11 protein-coding genes and 2 pseudogenes are annotated in these 14843 nt (G+C 37.4%); 6 read left to right on the top strand and 7 right to left on the bottom strand.

The annotated features are described in order from the left end of the window. Positions 1–68: 68 nt before the first annotated feature. Positions 69–1490 (top strand): annotated as a pseudogene (locus QRN68_RS18585) (carboxypeptidase M32); the annotation flags it as partial. A gap of 58 nt (positions 1491–1548) precedes the next feature. Here QRN68_RS18585 and QRN68_RS18580 read toward each other — a convergent pair. From QRN68_RS18580 to QRN68_RS18565, 4 genes are all read right to left on the bottom strand, one after another. Beyond that, on the bottom strand, positions 1549–3210 hold the full coding sequence (locus QRN68_RS18580) for a b(o/a)3-type cytochrome-c oxidase subunit 1 (RefSeq protein WP_285398389.1): 1662 nt from the start codon (positions 3208–3210) through the stop codon (positions 1549–1551). Then, the gene (locus QRN68_RS18575; RefSeq protein WP_285398388.1) at positions 3197–3688 is read right to left on the bottom strand and encodes a cupredoxin domain-containing protein; all 492 of its coding nucleotides are present in this window, start codon (positions 3686–3688) and stop codon (positions 3197–3199) included. The genes QRN68_RS18580 and QRN68_RS18575 overlap by 14 nt, the downstream gene beginning before the upstream one ends. A 24-nt stretch (positions 3689–3712) precedes the next feature. Continuing rightward, positions 3713–3835, bottom strand: a complete 123-nt coding sequence (locus QRN68_RS18570) for a hypothetical protein (RefSeq protein ID WP_285398387.1) — start codon at positions 3833–3835, stop codon at positions 3713–3715. Between the two features lie 364 nt (positions 3836–4199). Continuing rightward, positions 4200–4655: a chemotaxis protein CheX gene (locus QRN68_RS18565; RefSeq protein WP_285398386.1), complete on the bottom strand. Its 456-nt coding sequence runs from the start codon at positions 4653–4655 to the stop codon at positions 4200–4202. Between the two features lie 577 nt (positions 4656–5232). On the opposite strand from QRN68_RS18565, the gene QRN68_RS18560 reads away from it, so the two are divergent. Then, positions 5233–5847, top strand: coding sequence for a pyroglutamyl-peptidase I (locus QRN68_RS18560; RefSeq protein ID WP_285398385.1), 615 nt, complete (start codon positions 5233–5235; stop codon positions 5845–5847). Positions 5848–6018: 171 nt separating this feature from the next. Here the strand turns inward: QRN68_RS18560 and QRN68_RS18555 are convergent. The 3 genes and pseudogenes from QRN68_RS18555 to QRN68_RS18545 all read right to left on the bottom strand — a co-directional run. Further along, positions 6019–6216: pseudogene (locus tag QRN68_RS18555) on the bottom strand (DUF4183 domain-containing protein); the annotation flags it as partial. A gap of 107 nt (positions 6217–6323) precedes the next feature. Continuing rightward, a complete protein-coding gene (locus tag QRN68_RS18550) occupies positions 6324–6749 on the bottom strand; it encodes a DUF4183 domain-containing protein (protein WP_285398384.1) in 426 nt (141 codons plus the stop codon). Between the two features lie 147 nt (positions 6750–6896). Then, positions 6897–7055 (bottom strand): hypothetical protein, encoded by a 159-nt coding sequence (locus QRN68_RS18545; protein ID WP_285398383.1) that lies wholly within the window; start codon positions 7053–7055, stop codon positions 6897–6899. Positions 7056–7416: 361 nt separating this feature from the next. Here QRN68_RS18545 and QRN68_RS18540 point away from each other — a divergent pair, with 361 nt between their 5' ends. The 4 genes from QRN68_RS18540 (at position 7417) to QRN68_RS18525 (ending at position 14748) form a co-directional block, all read left to right on the top strand. Continuing rightward, complete coding sequence (locus QRN68_RS18540) at positions 7417–11028, top strand: dynamin family protein (protein ID WP_285398382.1); 3612 nt, start codon at positions 7417–7419, stop codon at positions 11026–11028. 10 nt (positions 11029–11038) lie between these two features. After that, entirely contained in the window at positions 11039–11848 is an 810-nt protein-coding gene (locus QRN68_RS18535; protein WP_285398381.1) for a sulfurtransferase, read from the top strand. A gap of 351 nt (positions 11849–12199) precedes the next feature. Continuing rightward, complete coding sequence (locus QRN68_RS18530) at positions 12200–13030, top strand: MBL fold metallo-hydrolase (RefSeq protein WP_285398380.1); 831 nt, start codon at positions 12200–12202, stop codon at positions 13028–13030. A 515-nt stretch (positions 13031–13545) separates the two neighbouring features. After that, entirely contained in the window at positions 13546–14748 is a 1203-nt protein-coding gene (locus QRN68_RS18525) for an NAD(P)-dependent malic enzyme (protein WP_285398379.1), read from the top strand. The last annotated feature ends 95 nt before the right edge of the window (positions 14749–14843 follow it).

The raw sequence follows: 14843 nt of genomic DNA, 5'->3' as shown, positions 1-14843 counted from the left end.
AAAGATATAAGTTGTGTCACAGTAGAGATGTCTACATTTTTTAAGAAATGTATATGTTTTTCGTATCGGACATGCGTACAGGGGCGCCTAAGAAAGGGTTAGCTCAACGTTCAGAGGTAGTTGGAACATTATCCGCCTCCTTATTTGAAATGCAAACGAGTGAAGATTTAGGGGAATTACTAACAGCTTTAGAGGGACAAAAGGCAGATCTTGATTACGTTACGCTACGTTTAGTAGAGGAAGTACGTAAAAATTACGATCAAAATAAAAAAATTCCGGCTGATGAATATAAGGAATTCGTTATTCTACAATCTAAAGCAGAAACAGCATGGGAAGAAGCGAAAGCGACAAATAATTTCGAGCTATTTTTACCTTATTTAGAAGAAATCATAAGCTATCAGAAGAAGTTTATTGGTTATTGGGGAATTAAAAACGGCTCACCTTACAATACGTTACTTGATTTATATGAACCAGAGATGACAACAAATGTATTAGATCAGGTTTTTGGTGAATTACGTGAAACCATTGTTTCTCTTGTGCAAAAAATCTCAGCTTCACCAAATAAACCAGATACTAGCATATTATTTAAGCATTTCCCTCGTGAGTCACAGCGAGCATTATCATTAGAAATGTTAGCACAACTTGGCTATGATTTTGATGCAGGTCGCTTAGATGAAAGTGTACATCCATTTATGATTGGCTTGAATCATGGAGATAATCGTATTACAACGAAATATGATGAAAACGATTTCCGTTCAGCAATTTTTGGAACAATCCATGAGTGTGGACATGCTATGTATGAACAAAATATCGATGCAAAGCTTGATGGTTTACCATTAGCAACAGGTACATCCATGGGTATCCATGAATCACAATCTTTATTTTATGAAAATTTTGTTGGTAGGAACGAAAAGTTCTGGGAGCATAACTACGAGCGCCTTCAAAAGTATTCACCTGCACAGTTTGGTGATGTAGCATTAGCTGATTTCCTCCGTGCAATTAATATGGTAGAGTCTTCTTTAATTCGTATTGAAGCGGATGAGTTAACATATCCACTACATATTATGATTCGTTATGAAATTGAATGTGACCTATTCAATGGTGATCTTCAAGCAAAGGATCTTCCACAAGTATGGAATGATAAGTACGAAGAATATTTAGGTATTCGTCCTGAAACAGATGCAAAAGGTGTATTACAAGATATGCACTGGTCAGGTGGTATGTTTGGTTATTTCCCTTCCTATGCTTTAGGCATGATTTATGCTGCGCAATGGAAGCATGCAATGGATAAAGATATTCCAAACTTTGATGAGCTGTTAGAAAAGGGCGAGCTTCTTCCTATTCGAGAGTGGTTAACAGACAAAGTCCATCAATATGGTGCACTGAAAAAGCCTTTCGAATTACTACAAGAGGCAACAGGGGAAGGCCTAAACGCTAAATATTTAGCAAATTATTTACAAGAAAAATATACGAAGCTGTATCAGCTCTAAAGGAAAAAGCGATTTCTCAACTACAGAGAAATCGCTTTTTTGAAGATGTTAAAGAATGTTACCAAAGTTGATAGCCTTTAGAGCCAGGTGGAGAATTTGAAATTATATCGATAATTGGGATAGTATATGCGAATAAAATTAAGGCTACTAAAATCACAAGCCATACTTTAAAGTTTTCTAAGATGGCTGGTGTCGTTCCGCCATTTTCATGTACTTCACCAACTGGGAACTCTTCCTCACCTTTTGGAGCAAACCACGCTAATTTCACTACAATATAAATAATGACTAAGATAGCGATGAATAGGATCGTGCCACCAATTGCTTGTGCAATTTGATAAGGAATCCAATCATAAGCTTGTTGAGCACCACCATACTCAGAGTAATCAGAGCGACGAGGTGCGCCGATCAGACCAGCAATATGCATAGCGGAAGACATAATCGTCATACCAGTAGCCCATAAAATACCCGCAAAATTACCAAGATTGTTTAAAGATTTAGTTAGTGTGCGACCTGTTAAATGTGGAATTAACCAAAATGCCGCACTGAAATAAGTTAATACGACTGTTGTTGCTATCGTTAAATGGAAATGCCCTGTAACCCAAATGGTATTATGGATTAATTGGTTCATTTGGTAAGAGGCATTGATGATACCACCAGCGCCACCAGGAATAAATGCTAACATACCGATAAATGGCACGAAGAAACGAGCATCTTTCCACGGTAATTTTTTAAACCAACCGAAAAGTCCTTTACCACCTAATTCACGACCTCGTAATTCAAACATTGAAAACATCGAGAAGGCGGTCATTAAGGATGGTACGATTACAGCAAATGTTAAAACAACTTGAATGAATTTCCATGTACCATCAATACCAGGCTCAGTTAATTGATGATGGATCCCAACTGGTACAGAGAAAATTAAGAACAGCATAAATGAAAGTCTTGCTAAAGAATCAGAGAAAATTTTTCCGCCAATAACCTTTGGAATAACAACATACCAAATCATATAAGCTGGTAATAACCAGAAGTACACAAGAGCATGACCGAAATACCAGAATAGTGTACGTGATAGTGCTACGTCGACACGTTCGATGAAACCTAAAGACCATGGTAGAAGCTGGAATAGAACAGAAACAGCTACACCGAGAGTTGCTACGAACCACATTAAATTATTGACAACAACCATAAATGACAGTAATGGGCTTGGTTGTCCGCTTCCTTTGTTTTCTTTACGCCATTGTGCATACCGTAAAATTTGACCTGCGCCACCAACCCAAGAACCCACCACGACTAATGTAAGGCCTAAATAGAAAATCCAGTGAGCTTTCAGTGGGGCATAGAACGTATATAAAACAGTTGCTTTGTTAAGTAAAACCATTGTCGCAGCTGCAGCTGTACCAATTGTCATTAACCAGAAGCCGATCCAGCCAAGTCGACGTTGACTAGCTGTAAATGTACCTGATGTACGGCTAACACTAGCAATTTGGAAACCATATATAAAGAACGTTGTTAAAATAAGTCCGAGTAAAATACCGTGTACGGTTAAAACTTGATAGTAACCAATGCCTGCTGGTAATGTGAATTGACCAGAGCGAACGAAAACTTGTAATAAACCTGCAAGACCTCCTAATAACAATGCGATGAATGCCACGTAAATATGTGCCATTGCTAGCTTCGCATCACGACGATCCACCTTAGTCAAATTTTTATTTAGACTCATTTGGATCCACCACCTTTAGCATAGAGTGCATCATTGTATGTCCTGTACCACAATACTCATTACATACAATTAAAAACTCGCCTACTTTATTTACTTCTGTTACATATTCAGAAATATAACCGGGTTCAAGCATCATATTAATATTAGTACCTGCAACCTCAAAGCCGTGCATTACATCTTCACTTGTTGCAATAAATTTCACTTTAGCGCCAAGTGGAACTTCAATTTCTGGAGGATTGTAATTAAATGCTGAAGCTAAAACAACAACTTCATAATCCCAATCTTTACCTTCTACTTTATGAACACCAGGATTATCGAAAGGTGGAAATTCTTTTACTTTCTCGTAATCTAGTGTTTTTTTACCATTGTTCGGATGCGAACCTTGATGAAATGCACCGATGCCGAGAATGATAAGGAATGCTACTAAAGTAGTAACTCCAAACACAAGCCAATATTTCTCATACTTATGTAAGTGCATAAGTCTCTGTCCCTTCTTAGTAGATTAAAAACGTTCGATGAACAAATTGAAGCAGAACACCCAAAGCACTATGATAATGATGCCTACTCCAAATACCGCATAGAGTGAACCTTTTAAATTCTCATCAGGTTTTTTATTATTTGCCATTTTTGCTCCTCCTACGCTTTTATTGTGGTCTTTCTTATTGACATGATATATAAATAAATTTCATTTTGATGTGAAAAAAATCACACATACTAGCGAATTGTGTGAAGAAAATGTGAAAAATAGAGGAGTGAATAAAAAAAAGCCACCTCAATAGTCATTGAGATGGCACATATTAAAGTTGAAATTGGAGTAATTTTATTAAAATCTCTTGTTTTTCTAGAAATTTTACTATTAGATAATTTGGCTTGAGGCTTATGAGGCAGCCTCTATTAATTAATGCGAATGACAATGCGTATTCATAGATGCAAGGTTTCAGTGACATAGGATATATCATTTGGAAGAGTCCAATATCCTTTAAATTCTATTATCCTTCTTCAATCGTCAATAGAACTGATAGAGCACCAATGCTTGGAATTGTAACAGGGAGTACAAAGGCCTTATCAAAGCCATAAAGTTTTGTGTTACCAACCATTACTGTTGGCGGTGTGATATCAATTTCTAAGCTTTCTTGTCCTACGGTTGTACATAAATTACCTGCGATCATATTTCCAAACTCTCCTGTGAAGGATTCTAGCATTTCTCCTTCAAGAGGCATACCAAACATAGTATTGCCAATACCACTAAATATTTCAGGCGAGGAATCAATGATTACACGGCCTTTTATATCTCCTATTAAGCCAATTAAAACACCCATTTGCTGTTGTTGAAAGGGTTCAGAAATTATACTTGGCGATTTTACTTCAATATCCATAGGCAGGATTGATTTTAAAGCATGGATTGTCCCATTTAAAATAGTTTGAAAGTACTTCGAATTACTCATCATTACCGCATCCTTTTTCCGACTTTTCTACATCTTACCATGTTAAATGGGTAAGATGAAAGTATGTCTTGACGAATTAATGGGAAATTTATATTATATTAATGAGAATGATTTTCAAAATCAATAAATGGACGTTTAAGTCTTTTCAAATACAAATTTTTATATAAAAAGGAGCGGTCAGCAATGACATTCGTATTTATTGGAGCAACAATAGCTATCTATATAGGTGTGGGGAAATACGTCATGAAACAGGCTACTGCACATTTAAAATAAGAGAACATGAATAACAACAATAGGTAAAACATGACCCAAGTAATTTTAGGGTCATGTTTTTTTTATACAAATAATATTTCTTCTTAATCCTTTCGATACAATAAAGAGAGGGAGGAGTTATTTGTTTTTTCTGAAATCTATTGTAAATGGGAATTATTTTTTTGTAGAATTAACGTATAGTTATGAGGCTATGAAAAAATGACACACGAGTATGTTAGATGTTTGCTTAGGTTAATGTAAATTGTACCGAAAATAAAATGGATGGGCCATCAAGCAACGTCCTATAGAAATTTAGGTGAAGAAAATGACAAAAATATTATTAACGGGGTTTGTACCATTTCTTGATTATAAAATGAATCCGACGATGCAAATTGTAGAAAAATTAAATGGAGAAATGATGGATGGCTATGAAATTGTAGGACGCATTTTGTCTGTAGATTTTCAGCAATCTGCTGAGCAGCTGAAACAATATATTGCTGATATTAAGCCGCAAATCATTATTTCATTAGGCTTAGCTGGAGGGCGTTTTAAAATAACGCCCGAGCGAATAGCGATTAATGTGAAAGATGGTGAGCCAGATAATAATGGTTATTCACCAGTTGATGAGAGTATTTATGATGGTGGTGCAGACGCTTATATAACGAATTTACCTATCCGAAATATAGTGAATCGATTATGCAAAGAAGGATATCCAGCGGAAATTTCAAATACAGCAGGAACCTATTTATGCAATAATATTATGTATGAAGGGCTAGTTTACGCAAAGCAACATGAAGGGGTCCGTGCTGGATTTATTCATATTCCTGCGTCATTTGATTTAGCGATTCAGCATGGAAAAATACCGGGATGGAATATCCGAGATTTAATAACTTGCATTAAGCTTTGTATCGAGGAGACAATACGTGCAACAAATGATTGATTTTCCTCATACGATGTGGAATTAGCCAACACATTGGATTCAAACGAGATAAATAGTAAAAAGGATGCCCTAAAATATGAATCATTTGGGCATCCTTTATTAGTTATATGAAGTTGATTCTTTACTCAAGATCGTTAACTTTACTCAAGATCGTTAAATTGTAGTTTCTAATTATACAGCTTCAATAACGATTGGTGTACCAGCAGAAATAGTGCCTGCAACAGTATGAAACGTTAATTCTGTTGCAGAAACTGTATAGGAACCACCTTCCTGTAACACACCATTAATATATAAATTGTAGTACCCGTTTGTTACGATTGGAAAAGTAGTTGCAGCATTACCGCTATCATTTAAAAAGGTAGTAGCGGCAACCGTTGTACCATCTTAAAATATGATTCTCGAAGTGCCTGTAACATTTACATGGATATTAATAATGGAAAGCGCCTCTTATTTTCACCTCCATTAAGGTATTTATCTTACTTTGTGGAGAACCCTAATGATTCTATAATGATTGGTGTTCCTCTATAAATTGTTGAATTATAAGGATTCAAGGTTAGGGAGGTTGTAGTTAAGCTATATATCCCACCCTCCTGCATAACAGCATTGATATAAAGATTAACGTAGCCATTTGGATTAAAAATCGTAAATTCAGTTACTGTGTTCCCGTTATCGTGAAAAAATAGGTTAGCAGGTAGAGTCGCCCCATTAGTCAAATCAATATTTGATGGAACAACATAAAAATATCTATTGACTGTTGGAATAATATTATCATTAGGCACAATGACTGGGGGAGGGTCTACTGTAGGAATAGTACTAACTTTTATGCGGGGCCAAATAAACCGATCTTCACATGCACATGCGAATTGTCGCTCTATTTTTCGATGATTCTTATGATTCACCATATTTTTATCACTCCATTTATTTATTGTTGCCCCATGCTTTGTGGCTTATATGTTTCACCTTGAAATATGAAGAAAATTATTATTTTTTTAGTTATACATCTCTTGTGAAATAGAAAATAGTAGTTTTTTTAGAAGAATAAATCGCTCTTACCATAACGTATTGTTGATTTTCGTTCCGATTGGGCGCTTTGTTGTTGCTGCCGCTTCGCTTTCGCTACAGAAAACAGTTGTAGTTGCTGCCGCTACGCTTTCGCACAGAGCAAAGCTTCCTGGGGGCTGATGAGCCGTTTCGCTCCAGGGTCTCATTTGTGAAACTGATCCCAAGGAGTCGTCTTGTCTCCCAATCAATCTATACATGGCTTACGTTGTAATAAAGTTCATCCCCAACTTTTGGTGATGATGTAGAATAATGCTTTATTATTTTGATTAAACAACACCTTATGGACGAATATTGCGTCTGAAACCCTGATATATATGCTTTTTAAAGTAAATTAGTGTTATACTTTGCATGTCGAATAAGGTAGAATACTAATTATGAATAATTTATCTCATTCAGCATAAGACTCCCACCTATGAAGGCGGTGAGATGAATGCGGATGTGGTTCCTTTTTAGTGGTGTCCAAACACCACCAAGGCGAAATTGATGAATAAAGGGGTTACTAGTTTTATGAAAGATTTTGAACAACAGTTGGAGGGGCTTTTAAAGCAAGCCGCGTTACAATACATAATTTATCAGCATAATGGTGATACAGAGCGTATGGATAAGACATCACTTTTTGCGCGTAAAATACAGCAAAAAGAATATGTTATTGGCTTTGCAGGTCATTTCTCTGCTGGTAAGTCGAGTATGATTAACGCATTATCAGGTGAAGATTTACTTGCATCAAGTCCAATTCCAACGAGTGCCAATATCGTAAAAGTCCATAAATCAGACGAAGACTTTGCGATTGTCTATATGCACAATGAAAAGCCTGTGAAATTTGAAGCAGGCTATGATTTTAAAACGGTAAAAGAGCTAAGTAAAAATGGGGATCTAGTGTCACAAATTGAAATTGGTCATAGCACATCGACATTACCACTAGGTGTCACTGTAATGGATACACCAGGTGTCGACTCAACAGATGATGCACACCGTATGTCAACAGAGTCAGCCCTTCATATTGCTGATATCGTATTTTATACAATGGACTACAATCACGTGCAATCAGAATTGAATTTTCAATTTACAAAGCAATTAATGAAGTACAATCCAAACGTTTATTTAATCGTTAATATGATTGATAAGCATAATGAAAATGAATTAAGCTTTGAGGAATTTAAAGCAACAGTTCACAATTCCTTTGAGGCTTGGGGGGTAGTACCCAAAGGCGTATTTTTCACTTCATTAAGAGAGCCTGAACACCCATATAACGACTTTGAGGTCGTAAAGAAAATCGTTATGGATAGTATGAATGATTGGCAGGATCAGCTTGTACAAACTGCATCAAATACGCTGCGTTTATTACAAAGTGAGCATGACAATTATTTAACGGAAGAAAGACAGGATCGTTTAGATATCGATGAGGAAGTTTTAAGTGCCGATGACTGGGCAAACCATAAAGATATTTTAGAGCAGTACAATAAATTAAATCGTCAGGTTGAATTGTTCTCAGTAGAGGCATGGAATGAAACTTTTGAAGAGCAACGTAAAGAGCTACTTGCGAATGCAACCATTATGCCTGCAGATTTACGTGATAAATTACGTCTGTATTTAGAAAGTCAGCAGGATGGCTTCAAGGTAGGGGGCTTATTTACAGCTAAGAAAAAAACAGAGGAAGAGCGTAACCGCCGTAAAGAGGATGCCTATAGTGCCTATCAAAATGTTGTGCATGCACAGATTACTGGACATTTAAAAGGGCTAATGAAAAAGGTAATAAAGGATGTTGGTGCGTTAAATGAAGAACGTGCAACAGCTATTGATGCCTACGCCTTTGATTTACCATTCTCCCTTATTGAGCAGCAGGTACAAGTTGGTGCAATTTTAACAGGAGATGCTGTGTTGAATTTTGCCAACCGTGTGGCAGAAGCGACTAAGCGCTACTACATCCAGGAAACTGATAACTGGAAAGATGCGCAAGCAACAACTTTGGAAGCGGTAGCTACTGAAACAGCTGCTCCATCTAAATTAAAAATGGCAGGGATGCAAGCGAAAATTGATGCCATTCAAGCAGTGCTTGAAATTGAGGGCTATCAGCAATATAGTGCAAGCATTATGCATCAGGCAAGCAATGAAATACGAAAGGTAGCCAATCAACAGCTTACAAACTGGGACAATACCTTTAAGAAAGATTTAGCAGATATTCGATTATTTGAAGAATCGATGTTAAAGCCAAAAGAGGAAGCGTTACAGCAAGAAGAGGCACAGCAAGCAGTTAGTGCAACAAGTCTTCCTATTGAAGGTGTGGTTAAACGAGCACTTCATACGGCAAATGCGGTAAAAGATGTACAAGGCTTTGCGGAAGTAGCAAGTTACTTAGAAAATAAAGTAGAACGATTACAGAAAAAGGATTTCACAATTGCGCTTTTCGGTGCATTTAGTGCTGGAAAATCCTCGTTCTCTAATGCGTTAATGGGTGCCAAGGTTTTACCTGTATCTCCAAACCCAACAACAGCTGCAATTAATAAAATTCGTCCTGTTACGCCGGAGCACCCGCATGAAACAGCTGATGTACAATTAAAAACAGCTGAACAAATGCTAGAGGATATTCAAGGTTCGTATGCAGCAATCGGTTTATCTGTTTCTTCATTGGAAGAAGCATTCAATCGTGCTGATGAGGGACTTGCGGTACAGCTATCAGATGAACGCTTAAATGTGCATAAATCATTTATTCGCGCTTATAAAGAAGGATACCCAACATTTAAGTTTGAGCTTGGAAAAGTATTACGTGTTAATCGAGAAGAGTTTGAAAAATTTGTTGCTCAGGAAAATAAATCATGCTTTGTCGATAATATTGATTTTTATTATGATAGTCCGTTAACACGCATGGGTGTGACACTTGTTGACACACCAGGAGCAGATTCTATTAATGCGCGTCATACAGGTGTGGCATTTGAATATATTCGTAATGCTGATGCAATCTTGTTTATTACTTATTATAATCATGCTTTTGCAAAAGCGGACCGTGAGTTTTTAATTCAGTTAGGTCGTGTAAAGGATGCTTTCGAGCTAGATAAGATGTTCTTTATTGTCAATGCGATTGATTTAGCAACAACGGAAGAAGAACAGGAAGATGTTAAGGGCTATGTGCGTTCAGAATTACAACGCTTTGGCATTCGCTTCCCACGACTTTACGGTGTGTCTAGCTTATTGGCATTAAAGGAAAAAGTAGAGGGTGCGGATTTAACATCTGGTATGCCACCTTTCGAAGATTCTTTCAACACATTCTTAAATGATGAATTAAGTGCATTGGCTGTGCAGGCACTTGCAGAAGAAGTCGATAAAACGGAGCAACGCTTAGGTGACTTAATTGTACAGACAGAAGAGAACTTAAAACGTAAAGACGAACGTTTAGAGGAATTAACAACGCTTGAACAGCATATTAAATCGAAGTTCAATACGCTTAATACAAGTATGTTAGAAAGTGAAACGAAGCAAGAGCTTGATGAATTACTGTATTATGTCCTTCAGCGTGTGTTTTATCGTTACCCAGAGTTCTTTAAGGAAGGCTACAATCCGTCAACTTTTGCAGCAATGCCAGCTCAGCAAGCATTAGAGCATGCATTAAAGGAAGTAATGCAAAGCTTACGATTTGATTTTACGCAAGAAATGCGAGTAACAAACTTCCGTTTATCACAGTTTATTAGTAAGAAGATGCAACAACGCTTTAAAGATGAAGTACGTGAGCTTAAAGAATTAAACCGCAGCTTCTCATTTTTAGCGTTTGAATCTTCTGAGCCGGATTTACTTGATTTTGAAGGTCCATTTACAGATATCGCGAAATATGCAGGTGTGAAATCACATTTCCGCAATCCAAAGGCATTCTTTGAAAAGAATGAAAAAGTGAAGCTAAGTGAGGCGCTAGAAGTATTAACAAAACCAGATGCACAAAATTACTTAGATGCACAGAAAGTATCTCTCATGGCATGGGCCATTACCTTTATTGCTGAAGAAGCTGAGAAATTACGACTGTATATTTACCATCAGGCACTTGAACAAATTGCAACAGAAAGACTCGCACTTCAGGAAGAAAGTCGTTTAGCTTCTTGGAAAGCTATTTACGCTCAATTACAATACGCATGAGGTGATTCACTTGGGAAAAGTATTCAAATTAGTTGAGGAAATTCAGTTAGAAGGAGCCCGTTTCGTAGATGCTCGCTTTGATTTACAAGACAAAGAGGCAGGTAAAAAAGCATTTGAAGAAGGTCATGCACCAGGAGCAATTTATGTTGATCTAGAGCAAGAGCTGTCAGATATGGAGTCCAACAATGGTCGTCACCCAATGCCAAACAAGGAAAAGCTAGCGGCAGTATTTCAAGGATTAGGGTTACGCTATGAGGATCAAATTGTCGTTTACGATCAAGGAGCTGCACCATTTGCACCACGTGCTTGGTGGATGCTGACGTATGCAGGGTTTCCAAATGTAGTAATAGTGAATGGTGGTGCACCTGCTCTCGAGGAAAAGGTAGCGTTCACTAAAGATATTATTAAATACCCACCAACTACGATTGAATTTACTTGGCGAGATGAACTGTATGCTCCACGTCAAGCAGTTAAAGCCATTGTAGACGGAGCGGTGGATGCGACGTTATTAGATGCACGTGCCGCAGTTCGCTACCGTGGTGAAATAGAGCCTCTTGATAAGGTAGCAGGGCATATTCCAACAGCGAAAAACTTTGACTGGGAGCAATTAAAGTCAGATGGTCAATTGCAAGCTAATGATGCGTTACGCAGCAAAGTTGCCCGCGACGAGCATGTTGTAGTTTATTGCGGTAGCGGTGTTACAGCATCACCGTTGTATGCAGTGCTAGCAGATGAAGGTTACGAAAATATTCAACTGTATGTAGGCAGCTTTAGTGACTGGATTACAGAGTATGATGTAGAAAAAGATACAAATGAATAATGAATGAAGACAAAACGCTCACTTTGGTGGGCGTTTTTTGGTTTGGATGGATAGCACGGGTGAAGCGGCGGATAGAGAGGTTAGAGTGACGGATAAGGCAGTCAGAGCGACGGATGGAGTAGTTGAAGTGAAGGATTAGAGTGTTTAGAGCGACAGATAACGGTCGAAGCGACGTATGGAGTGTTCAGAGCGACGGATAGAGCAGTCGAAGTGACGGATAAAATGTTCAGAACGACGGATAGTGGTCGAAGCGACGATTAAATTAGCGATGCAAGTTGCTATGTACTCCTAAAATGACTGACCATTCATTTTGTGCTACACTCTTTATACAAAGGGCAAAGGGGGAAAAGGATGTTTAAACGAGAGAAAAGTATAGAAATTCAACAATATCGTGATGTTCAATGTGCCCATGGTAAAGTATCAGTTCAAGGCTTCGGGTTGAGTGTTTATAGTTTTTTTGTGGATGGGTTATTAATTGATACAGGCTCCTATTCGCTTTCACAGGAGTTTCAATCTTTTTTTAACGGGATACCGATTGAACAAGTGGCACTGACACATTCTCATGAGGATCATGCAGGAAACGCAGCGTGGATTCAACAACACAAAAATGTACCTATCTATGTACATCGTGATTCGGTTAGTATTTGTGCAGAGGATGGAGAATACCCATTTTATCGACAGGCATTATGGGGAGAGCGACCAGCATTTATTGCTCAACCGTTTGGTGATACTTTTCAAACGAATTCAGCTACATGGGATGTTATTGAAACACCAGGACATTCAACAGATCATTTATCATTTTACAATCGAGAAACAAGTGCTATGTTTACAGGAGATTTGTATATACAAACAAAGACGAAAGTTGTGCTTGATGAAGAAAATATCGTACATACTTTAGCGTCTTTGAAGAAAATATTAAACTATGATTTTAAGGAAGTGTATTGCTGTCATGCGGGTTATATAGCGGATGGTCGAGCGAAAATAGAAGAAAAAATTGCTTATTTAGAAGATTTGGAGGGTAATGTAAAGCAATTGTTTAAGAAAGGTTATTCAGTAGACGAAATTACAAAATCAATTTTTTCTCGTGATTATCCGATTACAAAGGTATCAGGGGAACAGTGGTCTTCCAAACATATTATTACCGCTTTTATAAATCAGTTTACGCAAGAGTCCTTAACATAAAGGGCTCTTTTTAATTGTGAAAAACCAAGGGCATAGTTTGTCTTGGTTAAAGCGCTACATCCTCGAGGTCGCTTCGATCCCTTGGGCAAATGTGGTGAAGTGAAATCGCTAAGAGATTCTAACGAGTAAAGCAGAAAAAAGAATACTTTAGGTTGTATAATAAAAAAACTTTGTGAAAAAATGTGAAGAAAATGTGACGAAACAAGATTTAACAATGGATGCGCTTACATAAGTTTGTGAAAAATTTCTCATTTACATAAGAAAAATACTATGTGAAAAGTTGAACAGGCTAAATGGCGATATTTGTGCATTTTTTTAAATGGAAACCAACCTATCAATTATATTAAAATAATTGATTGTGAAGATAATAACAAAATGAAAAAGTGGTATTAATGATAGTAAATAGCGTTATTTCGAATAAAAAATAAAATTGACAGAAAATTCGTTGACTTTACTTTCACAAAGTATTATGATTCTGAAATATATAATAATTCATTAGAAAAGGATGGGATTGAATGGATGTAATGAAAAAGGCTTTAGAAATGCACGAGTATTATAGTGGGAAATTAGAAGTGATTTCAAAGGTTCCTGTGCAAGATTCCTATGATCTAAGTCTTGCGTATTCTCCGGGAGTAGCTGCGCCTTGTATAGAGATTGAAAAAAATCCATCACTAGTTTACGACTATACAATGAAAGGAAATATGGTGGCGATTGTTTCAGATGGTACTGCGGTATTAGGTTTAGGGGATATCGGTCCGAAGGCAGCGTTACCAGTAATGGAAGGAAAGGCGATTTTATTAAAGCGTTTTGCCAATGTTGATGCTTTTCCTATTTGTTTAGATACGAAGAATACGGATGAAATCGTCAGCATTGTGAAGGCGCTTGCTCCAACTTTTGGTGCTGTAAATTTAGAAGATATATCAGCGCCAAGATGCTTTGAAATTGAAGATCGTCTGCGCCAAGAATGTGATATCCCTGTGTTCCATGATGATCAGCACGGAACTGCTATTGTCGTAGGTGCAGGGATGATTAATGCCAATCGCATTGTGAATAAAGATGTGGCAACAATGAAGGTCGTAATTAACGGCGCGGGAGCAGCGGGAATTGCTATTTTGCGTATTCTTGTGCAAATGGGCTATAAAAATATTTATATGTGTGATACAAAAGGTCTTATTTATGAAGGTCGCGCTGAAGGGATGAATCCAATTAAGGAAACGATTGCCCATTTAACAAATCCAGAAAAATTACATGGAACACTGGAGGATGCTCTCGTTAATGCAGATGTCTTTATTGGGGTATCGGTTGCAAATTTATTAACAAAAGCCCATATTGCTTCAATGAATGATGATCCAGTCGTGTTTGCACTAGCAAATCCAAATCCTGAAATTACGTATGAAAACGCCAAGGCATGGGGTGTACGGGTTATGGGAACAGGACGCTCAGATTATCCAAACCAAATTAACAATGTGCTCGCTTTTCCTGGTATTTTCCGTGGGGCACTGGATGTCCGAGCAACAGATATTAACGAAGCAATGAAGATAGCTGCAGTGGAAGCGATAGCCTCTCTTGTAAGTGATGAGGAATTAACGGAGGAATATATTGTACCTAAATCATTAGATGAGCGGGTTGTAGAAATTGTTTCGCAAGCTGTAAGTGGTGCAGCTGTTGAGTCAGGTGTGTCAGAGCTATTCCAACAAAATACAGTGCTGTCAGTTTAAAAATTGCTCAAATTAAATGAAAATCTCCCACTCTGTTCAGGAGGGCACTGAAAAACATCCAGTATTTATTGTTAAAAGAGTTTAACTTTTAAAAA

Source organism: Lysinibacillus sp. fls2-241-R2A-57 (assembly GCF_030209535.1).
GTDB lineage: Bacteria > Bacillota > Bacilli > Bacillales_A > Planococcaceae > Lysinibacillus.
This window is presented reverse-complemented; position numbering and strand designations above follow the sequence as displayed.

Bases quoted from the DNA above. Each gene is read 5' to 3' on its own strand.
- QRN68_RS18580 (WP_285398389.1), bottom strand. From the start codon at position 3,210: ATGAGTCTAAATAAAAATTTGACTAAGGTGGATCGTCGTGATGCGAAG.
- QRN68_RS18575 (WP_285398388.1), bottom strand. From the start codon at position 3,688: ATGCACTTACATAAGTATGAGAAATATTGGCTTGTGTTTGGAGTTACT.
- QRN68_RS18570 (WP_285398387.1), bottom strand. From the start codon at position 3,835: ATGGCAAATAATAAAAAACCTGATGAGAATTTAAAAGGTTCACTCTAT.
- QRN68_RS18565 (WP_285398386.1), bottom strand. From the start codon at position 4,655: ATGAGTAATTCGAAGTACTTTCAAACTATTTTAAATGGGACAATCCAT.
- QRN68_RS18560 (WP_285398385.1), top strand. From the start codon at position 5,233: ATGACAAAAATATTATTAACGGGGTTTGTACCATTTCTTGATTATAAA.
- QRN68_RS18550 (WP_285398384.1), bottom strand. From the start codon at position 6,749: ATGGTGAATCATAAGAATCATCGAAAAATAGAGCGACAATTCGCATGT.
- QRN68_RS18545 (WP_285398383.1), bottom strand. From the start codon at position 7,055: ATGAGACCCTGGAGCGAAACGGCTCATCAGCCCCCAGGAAGCTTTGCT.
- QRN68_RS18540 (WP_285398382.1), top strand. From the start codon at position 7,417: ATGAAAGATTTTGAACAACAGTTGGAGGGGCTTTTAAAGCAAGCCGCG.
- QRN68_RS18530 (WP_285398380.1), top strand. From the start codon at position 12,200: ATGTTTAAACGAGAGAAAAGTATAGAAATTCAACAATATCGTGATGTT.
- QRN68_RS18525 (WP_285398379.1), top strand. From the start codon at position 13,546: ATGGATGTAATGAAAAAGGCTTTAGAAATGCACGAGTATTATAGTGGG.